At 42.8% G+C, this 16,586-nt stretch carries 10 protein-coding genes; 9 read left to right on the forward strand and 1 reads right to left on the reverse strand.

What is annotated here, in order from left to right:
* Positions 1-15 precede the first annotated feature (15 nt).
* Complete coding sequence (locus B0H94_RS03835) at positions 16-591, forward strand: hypothetical protein (protein ID WP_106587919.1); 576 nt, start codon at positions 16-18, stop codon at positions 589-591.
* On the opposite strand, the gene B0H94_RS03840 is transcribed toward B0H94_RS03835, so the two are convergent.
* Positions 588-1,376 carry an HAD family hydrolase gene (locus B0H94_RS03840; protein WP_106587920.1) on the reverse strand — a complete coding sequence of 263 codons (789 nt, stop codon included), beginning with the start codon at positions 1,374-1,376 and terminating at the stop codon, positions 588-590. The two genes, B0H94_RS03835 and B0H94_RS03840, sit on opposite strands and share 4 nt — an antisense overlap.
* A 549-nt stretch (positions 1,377-1,925) precedes the next feature.
* On the opposite strand from B0H94_RS03840, the gene B0H94_RS03845 reads away from it, so the two are divergent.
* The 8 genes from B0H94_RS03845 to B0H94_RS03880 all read left to right on the forward strand — a co-directional run bounded on the left by B0H94_RS03845 (position 1,926) and on the right by B0H94_RS03880 (position 16,575).
* Positions 1,926-4,751 carry a 2-oxoglutarate dehydrogenase E1 component gene (locus tag B0H94_RS03845; RefSeq protein WP_106587921.1) on the forward strand — a complete coding sequence of 942 codons (2,826 nt, stop codon included), beginning with the start codon at positions 1,926-1,928 and terminating at the stop codon, positions 4,749-4,751.
* Positions 4,752-4,764: 13 nt separating this feature from the next.
* A complete protein-coding gene (odhB, locus tag B0H94_RS03850; protein WP_106587922.1) occupies positions 4,765-6,042 on the forward strand; it encodes a 2-oxoglutarate dehydrogenase complex dihydrolipoyllysine-residue succinyltransferase in 1,278 nt (425 codons plus the stop codon).
* 106 nt (positions 6,043-6,148) lie between these two features.
* Positions 6,149-9,031, forward strand: a complete 2,883-nt coding sequence (locus tag B0H94_RS03855) for a PD-(D/E)XK nuclease family protein (protein ID WP_106587923.1) — start codon at positions 6,149-6,151, stop codon at positions 9,029-9,031.
* On the forward strand, positions 9,024-12,182 hold the full coding sequence (locus tag B0H94_RS03860; protein ID WP_106587924.1) for a UvrD-helicase domain-containing protein: 3,159 nt from the start codon (positions 9,024-9,026) through the stop codon (positions 12,180-12,182). Before B0H94_RS03855 ends, B0H94_RS03860 begins: the two co-directional genes overlap by 8 nt.
* Before the next feature lie 326 nt (positions 12,183-12,508).
* Entirely contained in the window at positions 12,509-12,826 is a 318-nt protein-coding gene (locus B0H94_RS03865; protein WP_106587925.1) for a CC/Se motif family (seleno)protein, read from the forward strand.
* 472 nt (positions 12,827-13,298) lie between these two features.
* Positions 13,299-13,709, forward strand: coding sequence for a hypothetical protein (locus B0H94_RS03870; RefSeq protein WP_106587926.1), 411 nt, complete (start codon positions 13,299-13,301; stop codon positions 13,707-13,709).
* A 149-nt stretch (positions 13,710-13,858) separates the two neighbouring features.
* On the forward strand, positions 13,859-15,487 hold the full coding sequence (locus B0H94_RS03875) for an ABC1 kinase family protein (RefSeq protein ID WP_106587927.1): 1,629 nt from the start codon (positions 13,859-13,861) through the stop codon (positions 15,485-15,487).
* A complete protein-coding gene (locus B0H94_RS03880; RefSeq protein WP_106587928.1) occupies positions 15,484-16,575 on the forward strand; it encodes a C45 family autoproteolytic acyltransferase/hydrolase in 1,092 nt (363 codons plus the stop codon). Before B0H94_RS03875 ends, B0H94_RS03880 begins: the two co-directional genes overlap by 4 nt.
* The last annotated feature ends 11 nt before the right edge of the window (positions 16,576-16,586 follow it).

Below are 16,586 nucleotides of genomic sequence, written 5' to 3' on the forward strand. Positions count from 1 at the left end.
ATAGGGGTGTTAAAAATGATTGTGTATGAGCCTGAAAATGAACAACTTCTCACTAATGCATGTATGAACTGTCAAGAACCTCATTATCAACGTGCTTATGCAGATATGGAAAACATAGGGTGCTGCAGCCATAGTCCAACTTTTGGCTTACCAGAAATTCAATACATGGTCGTCAACCGCGGTGTTGATGCAGTAGAACAATTGTTATTTATGAAAAAGAAAATTGAAATTCGAGCATTTGAGGTAAAAGTTCATGCAGAAATTGACCCGAGGTATGAACAAGATCATAAGAAAAACGATGACCCTGAAGAAACCTTACGCTATTCAACTTGTAATTTTTTCAAGTCCAAGTCGGGGTGTAGTTTAGCTGACGAGGAAAAACCATTGGTATGCCGGACGTTTATTTGTCCGTGGGTGGAGGAACAATGCGGAAAAGAGGGACAGCAGTTGATTCAAGATGCTGCCCGCAACATTTCCGGCTCCTATAAGTATCGAGAGAACGAATTGCGAAGTGCTTTAAAAACAGAAGGTATCAATTTGAAAACGGATGTCAAAAGCACCTTACACCACTTATTTCACTTGAAAAATTAATCAAGTTCGCGTACGACTTCAGGCAGTTCGCCTATCGTATAAATTTGTTTTGTCGGTACAGGTGCAGTTGGCTGTTCTTGCTTTCGTAAGTTTAACCAAACAGATGAAAGGCCGCTCAAAGAAGCGCCGGTAATATCAGTGTTTAAATTATCGCCCACCATTACAGCATCTTCAGGGTTTACACCTGCAAGCTTAACTGTATGTTGAAACAGTGCAGGTTCAGGCTTGCCCCATCCGAATGCACCGGAGATTACGATATGGTCAAAATAAGGAATTAAAATAGGGGACATTGTTAGCTTTTCTTGCTGTAGGCTTGGCGCTCCATTTGTTAAAAGCAATAGTTGATAGTCTTGTGATAAGTCGTGCAGCGTGTCGATCGCTTCATCAAACAACCACGGTAGACGACGGCGGTGCGCTTTAAATGTGTCGGCCCAGAACTTCGCATTTGGAGATGAAACTTCAAGGTCTTCTAAACTCCGCTTCCAGACAAACTGTTGGTAAGCTGGAACTTCTGCGCGCATTTGGCGAAAGCCGTGATGGTGTACATCTGTAAAAGAACCCCATAAACCTTCGAACGGGTTAATACCAATTTGTTTTGTGAACTCGTAGGACTTTAAAGTTTGATAAACTTTAGGTGCGTTTATACGAACACGTTCAAGCAGTTCGCTTGCATTAATGTTATAAGCTGATGCTGCCTGCTGACATGTCGCGCGCAGTGCCTCTAAAATGCTGCGACGGTCGTTTAGCAGCGTATCATCCAAATCAAATACGACAGTTTTTACCATAGTGGGTGTCCTCCTCAAAATGAACTAAAAATACGAATCAAATCTTATTTTAAAGCTTTGTAACTTGAAAAGAAACCTTTGCCGCTAAAGAACCGTTATGAATAGACCCTTCAATTTTAAATATGTTTAGATTATCTATTAAAGTGAAAATCAGATGTGTAAATTGCAGCAAACAATAAGTTCAAGCGGAATTTATTGGTCAAGGGGTCAATGCAACGATTATTTAAATATGATGTTTTAAATTCAGACGTATGCAGATCACCTTGAGTGCACATTTGTTTAGTGTCAAAAGACAATTGTTTGTGTTAAACTATGGATGAACGTGCAAGCTTCACTTGCGCGAAAAAATGAAAATTATTTGTCGTTATTCTTTTAGTTTTGTGTAAAAGCGTGTTAAAATTAAGCTGATGAAAGCGTTAACGAAATTGTGGTCGTACGTTTCATCAAACCGGCTGGAAAATGAGAATAGCTTATGACAATTTTTAAATTCTCAAGCCGGTCAGCCAGACTTCAAAGTGAATCATCAACAAGTTGTTGGAGGTTATTCAGATGAGCAGAAATCAAGGCAGTCAAGGAGAGCCTTGGGAAGATTTTCACGGACCGAACCTCGGTTATGTTCTCGATGCTTACGAGGTTTATAAGCAAAATCCGGAAGAAATCGACCCGGAAATGAAAGAATGGTTCGATCGTTACGGTCCACCAAAGCTCGAAAATGGTGGGTCTATCACTACAAGCGGATCTGAAGCAGTCATGGATGCTTCTTTTATGGAGAAAGTGGCCAATGCGGTCAAACTCTCCGAAAACATCCGCGTTTACGGCCATTTGTTTGCAGATATTAACCCGCTCGAAGAACGAAAAGAGGTAACATCTTTTTTTGAACCTGCAGAATACGGGCTTGAAAATGGTGACCTAGAAGCAATGCCGGCGAGTATGCTTTGCCCCGATGCGCCAAACCATGTTCATACAGGCCTAGATGCAGTCAATCATTTAAAGTCGATGCATACAACTTCATTAGGTTTTGAGTTTGACCATGTTCACGATGTTGAAGAAAGTCGATGGTTAAACCAGATGGTCGAGTCCGGAAGCATATATAAAGAGCTTTCAAATGACAAGCGAAAAGCAATCCTTGAAAAGCTTACACATACTGAATTGTTTGAACAGTTTATTCATAAAACATACGTTGGTCAAAAGCGGTTTTCAGTAGAAGGCTTGGATGCAATGGTGCCGATGGTAAATGAAACGGTACACGATGCGGTAAAAGACGGCACAAATCAAGTGTTTATCGGCATGGCACACCGCGGCCGGTTAAATATCCTTGCCAACGTACTTGGTAAACCGTATGACTTGATCTTTTCGGAATTTGCTCACTCTCCAAACAAAGAACTGATACCATCTGAAGGTTCTGTAGGTATTAACGACGGCTGGACTGGTGATGTGAAATACCACTTAGGTGCAGACCGTTCAATTGAGCATGATTCCCATCATGCAACAGTTTCTTTAGCAAACAACCCGAGCCACTTAGAGTTTGTTAATCCAGTAGTGGAAGGATATACACGTGCCGCGCAAGAAGTGCGCGATACAGAAGGCTTCCCGTTACAGGATACGCAAAAAGCGCTTGCAATCTTAATTCACGGTGACGCTGCATTCCCTGGGCAGGGCATTGTCGCTGAAACTTTGAACTTAAGCCGCTTAAAAGGATACCAAACAGGCGGAACAGTACATGTCATTGCCAACAACCAACTCGGTTTTACAACGGAAAGCCATGACTCGCGCTCGACGACATATGCAAGTGATTTGGCAAAAGGGTATGAGATCCCGATTGTTCACGTAAATGCTGATGATCTTGATGCATGTATTGCAGCTATGGATCTTGCATACGAGTACCGCCGGCGCTTTAATAAAGATTTTGTGATTGATTTAATTGGCTACCGCCGATTCGGTCATAACGAAATGGATGAGCCTGCTGCAACGCAGCCACAGCTGTACGACGTGATCCGCAACCATCCGAGTGCACGTGCACGCTATGCTGAACAGCTCATAAACGAGGGTGTTCTTAGCAAAGACGATGCTGAATCTATGAAGCAGCAAGTACAGGAACGGTTGCAGTCTGCCTATGGCAATGTTTCAGACGAAAAGCTTCAGGCAGATGTATCTGAGCCACCGGAAGTCGTTGAAAAAGGGTTAACAGTTCAAGATACTTCTGTCTCTTATGATTTACTAAAACAGATGAACGATGAATTAATTACCTTCCCGGAAGATTTCAATGTGTTTCCTAAGCTGAAAAAGATTCTTGAGCGCCGCGGAAAAGCATTTGATGATGACGAAATTGACTGGGCTCATGCAGAGGCTTTAGCTTTTGCAAGTATCGTTTCTGAAGGTACACCGCTCCGCTTGACTGGACAAGACTCTGAGCGTGGAACTTTTGCTCACCGGCATATTGTTCTTCACGACTATAAAGACGGTGACATTTATTCGCCGCTGCATGATATTTCAACAGCTGATGCAACATTTGCGGTTCATAACAGTCCGCTTTCTGAAGCGTCCGCTGTCGGCTTTGAATACGGCTATAATGTACAGTCCCCAGAAACCATGGTGCTTTGGGAAGCGCAATTCGGTGACTTCTCAAACTCTGCTCAAGTTTTGTTTGACCAATTCATTTCTTCAGGACGTGCCAAGTGGGGACAAAAATCAGGAATGGTCTTTCTGTTGCCACATGGTTACGAAGGACAGGGGCCAGAACACTCGAGTGCACGTCTAGAGCGCTTTTTACAAATGGCCGCTGAAAATAACTGGAATGTATGCAACTTATCAAGTGCAGCACAGTACTTTCATATTTTACGTCGTCAGGCACACAGCCTTGAAAACGAAGAGATTCGACCACTCGTCTTAATGACGCCGAAAAGTCTACTTCGTAATGCGAAAGTGGCTTGCGCTGTAAAAGATTTAACGGATGAGCGTTTTCACCCGGTACTAGAAGAGCCGTTAACAGGACATAAACCTGACCAAGTGAAACGGTTAATTCTCGGCAGTGGAAAAATCACTGTGAACCTGCATGAAGAACTTGAGAAAAAAGACGAAGTACCAGAAGATATTCATGTTGTCCGGCTCGAGGAACTTTATCCATTCCCTGCAGAAGAACTGCAGTCGATCATCAGCCGCTTTTCCAACGTAGAAGAAATTGTCTGGGTTCAGGAAGAGCCGAAAAATATGGGAGCATGGGGATATATTGTTCCATCTTTATGGGACTTGGCACCAGAAGGCGCAGATGTGAAATACACAGGCCGCCGTCGTCGTTCAAGCCCATCCGAAGGCGACCCGAATGTTCATAAAAAAGATCAAGCCCGCATCATTGACGAAGCATTGACACGCTCATAAGGAGGAACTTGAAATGGCAGAGATTAAAGTACCAGAATTAGCCGAATCAATTACAGAAGGAACGATTGCACAATTTTTAAAAGAACCGGGTGAGTACGTTAACCAAGGTGAAAATATTGCTGAACTTGAAACTGATAAAGTTAACGTAGAAGTAACAGCAGAACAGTCCGGTGTTATTCAAAAGTTTTTAAAAGAAGCTGGCGACACTGTTGAGGTTGGAGATGCTATTGCAGTTGTTGACGAGAACGCAGACAGCTCCAGCAGCGATAGCTCTGCGGGAGAAACCGAAGCAAAAGAAGCGCCTAAAGAGGAAGCAAAGCCTGCAGAAGAAAGCAGTTCTTCTGAAGAGAGTGATGATGTTGAGGCGGACGATTCCGGTGAGAAACCTGTCGCTTCTCCAGCTGCGCGTAAACTTGCACGCGAAAAAGGCATTGACTTAAACGCCGTGCCGGTCCGCGATCCACTCGGTCGTGTTCGTACAGAAGATGTAGAAAACTACGAACAAAACAAAGAAAAAGCTTCTGCACCAAAACAAAAAGAAGAGAAGAAGCAGGATTCTAAGCCGAAAGAAAAAGATGAATTTGAAGGTAAGCCGGTTGTGCGCGAGCGGATGTCCCGTCGCCGTCAAACAATTGCAAACCGCCTTGTTGAAGCTCAACAAACTTCAGCAATGCTCACAACATTTAATGAAATTGATATGAGCGCAGTCATGGAACTCCGTAAGCGTCGTAAAGACCGGTTTCAAGAAATGCATGATGTGCGTCTTGGTTTCATGTCTTTCTTTACAAAAGCAGTCATCGGTGCTCTGAAGCAATACCCTTACTTGAATGCTGAGATTCAAGGTAGTGAAATTGTGCGTAAGCAATTCTATGATATTGGCATGGCTGTATCGACAGAGGAAGGTCTAATTGTTCCGGTTGTACGTGATGCTGATAAGAAAACTTTTGCTGATATTGAACAAGAAGTTGTAGACTTATCGAAAAAAGCTCAAAACAATCAGCTGCAAATTTCCGATCTGCAAGGTGGCTCATTTACCATTACCAATGGCGGCGTATTCGGTTCTTTATTATCCACGCCGATTCTAAATACCCCACAGGTAGGGATCCTTGGCATGCATAAAATCCAGTGGCGTCCAGTTGCCATTGACGAAGAAAACATGGAAAATCGTCCGATGATGTATATTGCACTCTCTTACGATCACCGCATTGTGGACGGCAAAGAAGCTGTTAGCTTTCTCGTAAAAGTTAAAGAGCTACTTGAAGAACCAGAAAATCTGCTGCTCGAAGGTTAACTCTTCAACCAGCAGATACGGCCTCTTCCTTATATAGGAAGGGGTCTTGTTTCGTTTTGAGTTTACAAATTTTTCTGTTCCTATGTGAATAAAAGGAGTTTTTTACATGGATGACGCGATGCTTAAGCAGCTGCAAGAAGTTTGCGAGGCGTATCCGATCGAGCCGGTTTGGTTGGTGGTTCCGTCAACTCGTGACGGACGATTAATCATGAAAACATTAGCAGAAAATGGGATTTCCCTTCTTAATGTGAAAGTAGTGACGATGGATCAGTTGGCAGACGCTGCGGTTGGAGGAGACACAGCATCAAAACGTATGGACCGAAATGGTATTCACCGCCGGCTTTATCAAGCATTGAAGGCGTCGAAGCAGGAGTTAAACTACTTTACAAACATTACAATTTCTCCAAATTTCATTGATCAAATGATGACAACTTTACTAGACATTAAACGAGCAGGCTTGAATGCTTCTAAAATGAGTGAAGAAACTTTTGTTCATCCAGATAAGGCACGAGACCTTGCCAAATTGGAGCGCGTGTATGAAACAATTAAGCACAGTTTAGAAGCGTTCGATGAAGCAGACATTTTAAAGAAAGCTGTATCGTCAGTAGAACGCACATTTTTACCTTCAGCTGTCGTTTTCTTTCCGCATGATGCATACCACAAGCTTGAAAGAGAGCTATTATTAACGGTTAAAGACTATATTCCAGTTTATACTGCTGCGCCTGAATCTTCTGCTGATGCACCGATGCCAAACCAGCCGCTTTCCTTTTTAGAAAAAGAAGTTCCTTCTCTAGAACGCGGGCTTAAGCAAAAGCAAGCGAACTTATCTATGCATGAGGCATTTTCATTAGATGAAGAAGTACGAGCGATGCTTGAAACGATGAGGCAAAACGTAGATGCCTTTGATGAAGTTGTCATTCATTACACGTCGACGAAGGATTACTTACCGTTATTACACGAATCTGTAACATCGATGGGATTACCGGCAACATTTGCTGAAGGAATTCCACTTCATCATACGAAACATGGACGGGCTTTTTTTGCTCTGGTTCAATGGTTGCAGAACGACATGAAATTACCGGATTTGCGTGATTATATGCAGGAGGGGTTATTTTCATGGCCGGATGTAGCCGTACAAGAAGCGGAAGTACGTCTTTTAGAATTAGAAAACCGCGGGGTTCAAGTTTTAAATGAATATGCTTTACAACAACTATATGAAACGGCTGAATATAGCGGACGTGCTACCGATTTAGCGTTATTTACTCGGTTTAAGCAAGTTTTAGACTGTGTTCCTGTTAAATACCGTTACGATGAGCTCGACCTTGGCACAGCAGCTAATCATTTAAAGCGAATGCTTCAGGTGATTCAGCCTGATTTTGCTGGTGAAGAAGCTGTGGTACATGAAGCTTTACAAACACATCTAGAGGCAGTTGAAATATGCTTGGATGAAAATTACGCATGGATGGATATTCTTCAGCTCATTGATCATGAATGCCGTAAATTGTATGCAGGCGGTTCCTTACCTAAGCCGGGAAGGCTGCACATTACACCATACCGAAATGGCTTATACATCAACCGCAGCCATCATTGGGTACTCGGTATGGACCAAACCCGATATCCCGGCCGACAGTCAGAAGATCCACTGCTGCTTGATGGAGAACGGGCATCTCTAAACAGCGAACTTGATTTAAGCACTTATCATACGAGCAGGGCTTTATGGCAACTGGCTTCGATTTTTCTAAATGGGAATAACCGTAGTTTCTATGTTTCGTATGCATCAATGGATCTTGGAAAAAACCGTCCACAGGTAAAGGCCCACCTGTATCAAGCACTTGAAGATGCATTGGCAAAAAACATTACCATTCACAAACCATATCGTCCGCTTGATGTGAAATTTGATCAGGTGGACTGGTGGCATGATAAAGCGCATTTAGGTGCGGGTCACCGTTTTGCCCGTGAAGCAGCATCGTTTTACACCATGCATCACCAATTAATAGAAGCCGCAACGCAAAGATTTTCTTCAAAGTGGACACCTTGGGATGGTGTACTTAAAGATCCGGCTGCACTTGTAGACCCTAAGCGCGAGTCTGTGCCGTTTTCTGCATCAAAGCTTGAAACACTTGCTTCTTGTCCATTTGCTTATTATTTGTCTTACGTCCTCAAATTAGATCCTGAAGAAGACCGGAGTGAGGAATATCGCTGGTTAACACCGTTAGAACGTGGCAGTGTGCTACATGAGCTGTACGAAGATATTGTAAGATTAGGGTTAATAAATATGGAAGAAAATCTATCACAAGTCAAGCTTGATGAACTATTTATTGAAAAGATGTCCAGTTTAGAAGAGCGCATTCCACCTGCTTCTTTAACGGCTCGTGACATTGAGCGTCGAGAACTGTATGCATCAAGCCAATTATTTTTAAACGTAGAAAAGCAAAAGCCGGCTCATCAAGCAATTTCCACAGAGTACAGATTTGGGTTTGTTGATCATCCAACAGCCATTCCTACTGAAAATGGTGAATCAATTCAAATTCGCGGAAAAATTGATCGTGTGAATCAATACGAAGATCAATCCATTGAAATTGTTGATTATAAAACCGGCCGTGCCCAAAAATTTAAAGATTCAAGTTACTTTGAAGGTGGGCGCAGACTTCAGCCGGCGCTTTATGCCGCCGCTTATGAACAAAATGAAAAGCAAAAGGTGAGACAAACTGGTTATGATTATCCGACAACAAAAGGTCTTGGAGCTTCTGTTCGTTTTTCGTACGGTGAGAAGGAACAAGTGAAGCTTTCCGAGGTTTTAGAACGTTTAAGTCGTACGGCTGCTACAGGGCGTTTTTATTTAACAGATGACCCGGAAGATTGTAAGTTTTGCCGCTTTCAAGACGTTTGTCGTCGAACCCACTATGACCAGGAACTAATCGAACAAAAACAGGACGTAGACCAACCCGAGATTTATCGAGGGTTTCAGGAGGTACGTAAGTATGACTAGGCTGCAGGACGAACAAGAACGTGAAGCCATTCTTCATGAGCTAAATGAAAATTTTGTCGTTGAAGCCGGGGCTGGCTCGGGCAAGACGTACAGTTTGGTGCAGCGGATGGTCAATACCGTTGCGAGCGGTGCTGCAGAAGTGCACGAAATTGCTGCCATTACTTTCACCCAAAAAGCTGCCCAGGAGATGGAGGAACGCTTTCGGAAAGCTTTGAAAGAAGAGGCTGCGTCGGCAGAAGGAGAAAAGAAGCTCCACTGTGAACAGGCACTTGCTGAAGTTGATCAAATTTACATTGGGACAGTACATGCCTTTTGTACAAAAATGCTTCACGAACGGCCCGTGGAGGCTGGTCTTGATCTAGAATTTGAAACCATTGAAGATCGTGAGGAACAGGAGCTGCTTGACAAAGTATGGGATAAATTTATTCAACAAAAAAAGCGGGATGACCCTGAGACTATGCAGGAACTCATTTCAACAGGAATAGAACTGCAAGAAATCCGTCCATGGCTGGAACAAGTACGGACATACGCAGATGTAAACTGGCCGGCACATGTAGTAAACAGGCCAGACATTGAGGAAGCAGTTCATCAAATTGAACGCTTTGTACATGTACATGAGCGCAATATTCCTGACACAGCAACAGCGGCTGATTTAGACGCTGCCCAGAAACAGCTGATTGATGCGAAACGGTACTTGCAATATGTAAGACGCAACAATGATGAAGCAAAAATTCAATTGTTGGAGATGTTTGAAAAACCGGCTAAAGTTACAATGAAGCGTTGGTTGAATGCTGATGCAGCTAAAGAACTGCGTGACAGCACTTTACCGGCATTTTGTGAAACAATCGCTGCGACCTTGTTTGATTACCGGGCTTACCGTTATCCAAAAGTCATTACGGTTTTACAAGATGCTCTAAGTGTATATGAAGCTGAAAAACAGCGGCAATCAAAATTGACCTATCATGACTTATTAACTGTCAGCGTCCAGATGTTAAAACATAATCTTGAAGTTCGTGCTTTTTTCCGTGAGAAATATCGCGTGCTCCTTGTTGATGAGTTTCAAGATACGGATCCTGTACAGGCAGAACTAGTCATGCTGCTTGCAAGTGATGATGACCACTCCAATTGGCGGGAAATGACGCCGCGCCCTGGATCGCTGTTTGTCGTAGGTGATCCGAAACAATCCATATACCGATTCCGCAGGGCAGACATTCAAATTTATCAAGAGATGAAAAACATTATAAAGAACACAAATGGAAGGGTTCTTCCCTTAACGATGAATTTCCGTACCTCAAAGGCAGTAACTGAACCATTAAATGAAGCTTTTCAAAAGATGCTCCCTGCGTTAGAAACGAGCACTCAAGCTTCGTACCGGCCATTAATCGCACCGGAGCCTGCAGCTGAAGAAGAAATGGAAGGTATTTATCAACTTACATTAGATGCCGGTAAAAAAGCTGATGTTTTAAAACGTGAAGCGACAATCATCGCAGGTTATATACAGCAAAAAGTTCAACTAGAAGCAGCCCGGCCTCAAGACTTTATGATTTTAACACGTTATAACGAAGGTATGGACATTTACCGGGATGCATTAAAAACAGCTGGCATACCTGCAACTGCGGCGACGGAGTTAAACTTAAGTGATGATCCAGTCTGGCAGGAACTTTGTTATTTATACGAAGCCGTCGCTGCACCACACCGACCTTTAAATATTGTCCGGCTGTACCGTGGGCCGTTGTTTGGTTTGAGTGATGATGATTTCGTTGCAGAAAAAGCAGCAGGACAGGCATTAACAATTGAAACAGAAGAAAAAGCAGGAACTAATTTTCAAAAAGCGAATGAAGAGCTGTCGAACTACCGTCAGTATGTACACCTATATTCGCCGATTGATGCTTTAGAAAAGATTGCATTCGCTTCAGCCTGGCCGCTTCTTGCATCAGATCGTAAAGAACCAGAAAAAAATTTAAGTCGACTTCATCATTTACTCACGCTCGTCAGGCGCGAAAACGCCAACGGAAGCGGTACATTTGCTGAAGCGGTTCAAACGTTCCGGAGCTTTGTTGAAGAAGGGGGATTTGAAGATGCAGTACTGCCTCACGAATATGAAGCGGTACAAATCTTAAATGTTCATAAAGCAAAAGGCCTTGAAGCGCCGTACGTTTTTTTAGCACATCCTGTTAAGTTCATTACACCCGGAAGCCGTTCATCAGAACATATTGAACGAGTGTCTGGTGAAGGTAGTGGTTATTTTTGGTTTTCTAAAAAGACAGGTATGTATCAATCAAAAACGGTCGCTCATCCTCACAATGCGGAAGAGCTTTTTGCACTTGAAACAGCGTACAGTGAAGCTGAAGAAACTCGCTTAACTTATGTTGCAGCGACACGGGCTGAACAAATGATTGTAATCAGTCGCACGAATGAAGATGACAAAAAACAGAAGAACCCATGGCAGCATCTGATTTCCTCACTTCCGCCATTAGAAGAGATAAATACCAATTTCAATCTCATCCAAGCTGTTAAAACTGATGAACCAGATGTTGGTGAAGGATGGTTCAGCTTAGAAAGTGAGACCGAAGCGTGGATAAACGAAAAATCTTCTCCTACTTACAGTGAAACAGCAGCAACGGCAATGATTGATGAAAAACGAAAACCACCTATGACAAAAGCAGATCTTGCTGATGAAGAAATGAGCGGACCTGAATGGGGAGCACTTGTTCACAAAGCATTAGAAGATCTAATGAATCATCAAGAAATAACTTCAGAGTGGTTAGCTCAATTATGTCAAGAATTTGGCTTTGCAGATAAACTAAGAAAACTCGAAGCCATCATTGTTGACTTTCAAAATGAGGAGCTTTATAAGAAAGTGAACACCGCACGGCAAGCTTATACAGAAATGCCATTCACGTATTTTGATGATCAAGAAAAAACGACGATATCAGGCGTGATTGATCTCGTATACGAGGATGATGATGGATGGCATCTCGTTGATTTTAAAACGAATCGTTTTCAAAACGAAGATGAAAAAGACGCCATTTCTGAATATTATCAACCTCAATTAATGTATTATAAACAAGCGTTTCAATTAGCATTTGTTAAACCTTCAACAATTTCTTTATATTTGCTTCACACCCAAGAGCGCATTTACTTTACTTAAGTATGCTGTTCAAACTTAAACTATAAAATACCTGCAGCCTACAAAATCCTCCGTCTGATTTAAGCGGAGGCTTTTGTAGTTTTAAGTTGTGAAACAAAGATTTCTGAAATTTTATGTTGAGAAATTTTTTAAACTCAACTAGTTTTAAACGGAATGAGATGTGATATAATACGAAATGTGAGCAAATAAATTAATCAATTGCTTTCATTTCATTTTATTTCATCATATCTCTGCATATCTGACGTACAAGTTGTTTTTTGTTTTTCAACATGAAGCAGAGATACGTTTGAAAGCAAAATGTCAACACACAAAGGAGGGAATGTTTCATGAAAGTGAACATGAACAAAAAAACAGAGGCTTGGATTGAAAAAAACGGTGGGGTCATTAAACTTGATGCTTATCATCCGCTTTTTGGTACAGCTGCCGGCGGGTTCATTGATGCAATGGTTGCTTATGAAGTACCAGAGAACACTTCAGACTACCAGATGATCGAAATGGATAACATTCAGGTTTTCGTTCATGAAAGTTTGAACACGAAAGAACAACTAACGTTTCACTTAATCGGATTTGGGCCTTTCCAACAGATCCAAGTAAAAGGTGTGAAGCATTTCCGTAAAAAAGAAATGAAAAAAGCCATGGCTTAAAGCTTCTGTGAATTTCAAAGGAGGACACTAACTTTTATGTGTATCCCGAGGTGAAAGCACTGTTTTCGTTGCAAACATAGACGGAGACAGTGCTTTCTTATATTTGTAGTATAATGAGCGTCACAAATTTTTAATAAATAACACATTCCTTGCCATATAAGGGATATAAGCATTTGAGCACCTATTAACACTTTAAATACATAGACAAAATTATATAATATGTTATTATTAATTCAACTGATTATTCTGATTTTTAAGGATAATCTCTATTTCAGTAGCATCATTTCTAAAATTTTTCATAAGATGATGATTACTGACAGCCTACAGCGGGTATAGTTAAGTGTCTTGTGAGAGCGTAACCCCCAAATGGGTTCGCAGCCAATGAACAGACACAGGGACAAAGTTCAGAAAGTTTTCACAATTTCTGGGTGGTCATTGGCTAACCTAAACACAATGTACAGGAGGGATCGATATGCCTGAAAAGCGTAAGGCAAACGAATTGTGTGCGGCAATTGAAGTCAGGGGGTGGGCGAATACAAAGCTTTCACGAGGTAAGGACGAAGCGATCATTTTAAACAGTAAAACCGGCTGTCGTTCATGGAAAGGAACGCAGTGGGGTATGATTGCAGGTGGAGCGCCAGGCCGGCTTGATGTGGTCATTGATGTACCAAGAGGCCGATTGAATGAGGCATCTGTCGCTGAAAGACTCAACCTACCTGTCGTAGATGAAACGGATGAAATTAGTGGTGTACGTATCGAACCATTTAACGATCGTGATAAATTGCACATTTATTTATGTGATGATGAACTACATGAAGCTAAGTTCCGAAACTCCCCGATTGTAGAGCTCATTGCAGATGTTCGACGCTGGGCTTGCTTGTAAAAGTGTCTTCGGTAAGCTGCGAGCCCTGAACCGAGGCATAAGCTGTGCTTATGCCTCGGTTTTTTGTTTGTTCTAAAGAGCAATAGGGAATAAAATGCATATGTATATGCTTATAAAAATTTTTTAGCATCAGGCGGTGACCTGCACCAATGAAGTACATAACGATATATCGCATCTTTTCAATTGTGTGGATGAGCATTAAATTTTTTCTACAAATCTTTCTCTTAAACCGCCGGCGGTTATCTGAAGCTGAACGTCAGCGAGCATGGGAAGCACTGGCGCTAAAACAAGCGCAAGTTTACAAAAAACAAGCGTTACGGCTTGAAGGTCTGCTCATAAAATTCGGGCAGTTTTTAAGTACAAGAGCTGATATCATGCCACCGGCGTTTCTTGATGAATTAGCAGAGCTTGTTGACCAAGTTCCAGCCGTTGCATGGAATGATTGTGTTCAAGTAATGACAGAAGCCTGGGGAGCTCCACCGGAGCAGGTGCTTGGCCAGATTGGTCGCGATCCGGTAGCTTCAGCTTCAATCGGTCAAGTGTACCGCGCTGAGCTTAAAAGCGGCACTAAAGTCGCTGTTAAAGTGCAGCGCCCACGCATCCAAAAGATTATTCAAGCTGATTTTTACGCTTTGCGTATTGTCACTTGGCTTGCGAAACGGTTCACTTCTTTAAATGAGCGAACGGATTTGAACGCGATGTATAGAGAAGTTCAAGAAGTCATGGGCGATGAACTTAACTTTGTACAAGAAATGAAAAATGGTGAAGCTTTTCAAGAGAAATATAAAGATCACCCTGTCTTTGTAATTCCAAGTTATCATGAGTCATTAACAACAGACAAAGTACTCGTTATGGAATGGATGGACGGAGAAAACATTACAAATACAGCCTTTGCTGATGAACATGGACTTGATCGTGAAAAAATAGCAAAGCAGCTGCTTGAAGGCTTTTTAGATCAAGTTCTTCAAGAAGGCATCTTCCACGCCGACCCGCACTCCGGAAATCTTTTGCTTCAAAAAGATGGAAGAATTGTTCTTCTTGATTTTGGGATGGCAAAATGGATTGAGCCAAAACAAGCTGAAGCGATTCAAAAGCTTGTGGCAGGCTTTGTGTTTGATCGGTACGATGAGGTTGTTGAAGCGCTGCGTTTACTTGGCTTCTTACTGCCGCAAGCCGATGAAGACGAGGTGAAAGAAGCTCTCGAGCGAATGATGGCAGACTTTTTTGACGGTGGTGAACGAATGCCGGTTTGGGATGAGCAGCAGGTGGAAGCATTTTTAGAGAGAATCCAGGACATTGCTCGTACCCAGCCGATTCACCTGCCTGTAGAATTCGCATTTCTCGGTCGGGCGGTATCAACATTTACAGGCGTAATTTATACCTTGCATCCTCAGCTTGATTTAATTCAAGCCGGCCGCCCGGTCGTTATGGACTGGCTTCAAGCGAATGTAAATAACCGTTCTAGCTGGACAGACTGGGCGGCTTATTATGCCCGCCCGCTCGTTGCACTTCCTGGCAAGCTGCAAGGTTTTTTAGATGAACCTGAAAAGCTTAGACGCACGTATATTCGAGAAGAACGGCGTACCCGCCTGCAAAGACAGATGCTGCAAACGAGAGGTTTGTTGTATGCAGGCATCGGTACCGGTGTCATCTTTAGCGGAGCCGGGCTTTGGACTGAAGCGTACAATGCAATCATTTTCGGCGGTGTGCTTACCTTCGTTTCTTTAGTAAGCGCAGGTTTTATTACAAAAAGGCTTGAACGGAGAATGCGCTTATGACCGATGATGTTCAAGAACTTTTCCTTCCGATATTATATTACAGTGGGTCATATCAAGAGATTGGGTATGAGCAGGGGAGGGCATTAATTAATACACCTTTAATCGAGAACCATACGCGCCGTTTAAAGCGCTCAAAAAAGCGATTCGCTGCGCCGGTAAATGAGGTGAAAAACCTTTACGATCATTTTTGTCCAGGTTTATTTCAAGAGCTGAAAGGTTTAGCAGATGGGTTGAACTGGCCGATAGATGATGTCATCCATGAATATAGCGGATTTCAAGGAACGCGCGTGAAAGCTGGATGTACAGCTGCCGCAGCAGCAGGAGTTTATGCACGGAATTATGATTATCAGCCACAATCTTATGAAGGTCGGTTGGTTATAACGCTTCCTGAAAACGGCCTTGCTGTTTTCGGTATAAGTCAACGTTTAATTGGTCGTACAGACGGGATGAATGAAGCCGGTCTTGCGCTTGGGTATCATTTTGTTAACCGCGTTAAACCTGCTGAAGGCATTGTTTGTTCGAACATCTGCCGCATCGTACTTGAGACGTGTCACACTGTCGCAGAAGCCGCTGCTTTGCTGCAAAAACTTCCGCACCGCCATGCTTTTTCGTACTCGATGGCTGATGCACTTGGGCGCACAGCAGTTGTAGAAGGTTCCCCGCGCGGCGTTGCAGTTTTTGAAGGAACCTCACAAGTTTGTGCCAACCGGTTTCGAGCGCCGCGGTTGCAGCGAGAAAATCGGAAGGTTGTGTCAGACTCTATCCGGCGGGAGGACCTCGCTGAACAGGCGCTGAAAAATGAAATATCTGCTGAACATTTATACAAGAGCTTCAATGAAACAAAGCAGCATAAACAAGAACAAATTTCCGCTGTCGATTACAGCCAGTGGAACGGTACACTTCATACGGCAGTTTATGATACAAATACTTTAACCGTGAAACTTGGCTTCGGCGTCAACCGCCGGCCGGTGGAACTACCATTGAAGGATCTTTTCAGAGGGTGGCAAACACCCATTAAACAAATCCGGGCAAGTTGGAAGACCAGCCTGGCACTGCCATTTCATCAAAAATTAACAGAGCCAAAATAAAGGAGGGGCTT

Source organism: Salsuginibacillus halophilus (assembly GCF_003014715.1).
In the GTDB taxonomy this organism is placed as follows: Bacteria; Bacillota; Bacilli; order Bacillales; family Marinococcaceae; genus Salsuginibacillus; species Salsuginibacillus halophilus.

Excerpts from the sequence above, each read along its gene's own strand:
- B0H94_RS03835 (WP_106587919.1), top strand. The coding sequence starts at position 16 with ATGATTGTGTATGAGCCTGAAAATGAACAACTTCTCACTAATGCATGT.
- B0H94_RS03840 (WP_106587920.1), bottom strand. The coding sequence starts at position 1,376 with ATGGTAAAAACTGTCGTATTTGATTTGGATGATACGCTGCTAAACGAC.
- B0H94_RS03845 (WP_106587921.1), top strand. The coding sequence starts at position 1,926 with ATGAGCAGAAATCAAGGCAGTCAAGGAGAGCCTTGGGAAGATTTTCAC.
- odhB (WP_106587922.1), top strand. The coding sequence starts at position 4,765 with ATGGCAGAGATTAAAGTACCAGAATTAGCCGAATCAATTACAGAAGGA.
- B0H94_RS03855 (WP_106587923.1), top strand. The coding sequence starts at position 6,149 with ATGGATGACGCGATGCTTAAGCAGCTGCAAGAAGTTTGCGAGGCGTAT.
- B0H94_RS03860 (WP_106587924.1), top strand. The coding sequence starts at position 9,024 with ATGACTAGGCTGCAGGACGAACAAGAACGTGAAGCCATTCTTCATGAG.
- B0H94_RS03865 (WP_106587925.1), top strand. The coding sequence starts at position 12,509 with ATGAAAGTGAACATGAACAAAAAAACAGAGGCTTGGATTGAAAAAAAC.
- B0H94_RS03870 (WP_106587926.1), top strand. The coding sequence starts at position 13,299 with ATGCCTGAAAAGCGTAAGGCAAACGAATTGTGTGCGGCAATTGAAGTC.
- B0H94_RS03875 (WP_106587927.1), top strand. The coding sequence starts at position 13,859 with ATGAAGTACATAACGATATATCGCATCTTTTCAATTGTGTGGATGAGC.
- B0H94_RS03880 (WP_106587928.1), top strand. The coding sequence starts at position 15,484 with ATGACCGATGATGTTCAAGAACTTTTCCTTCCGATATTATATTACAGT.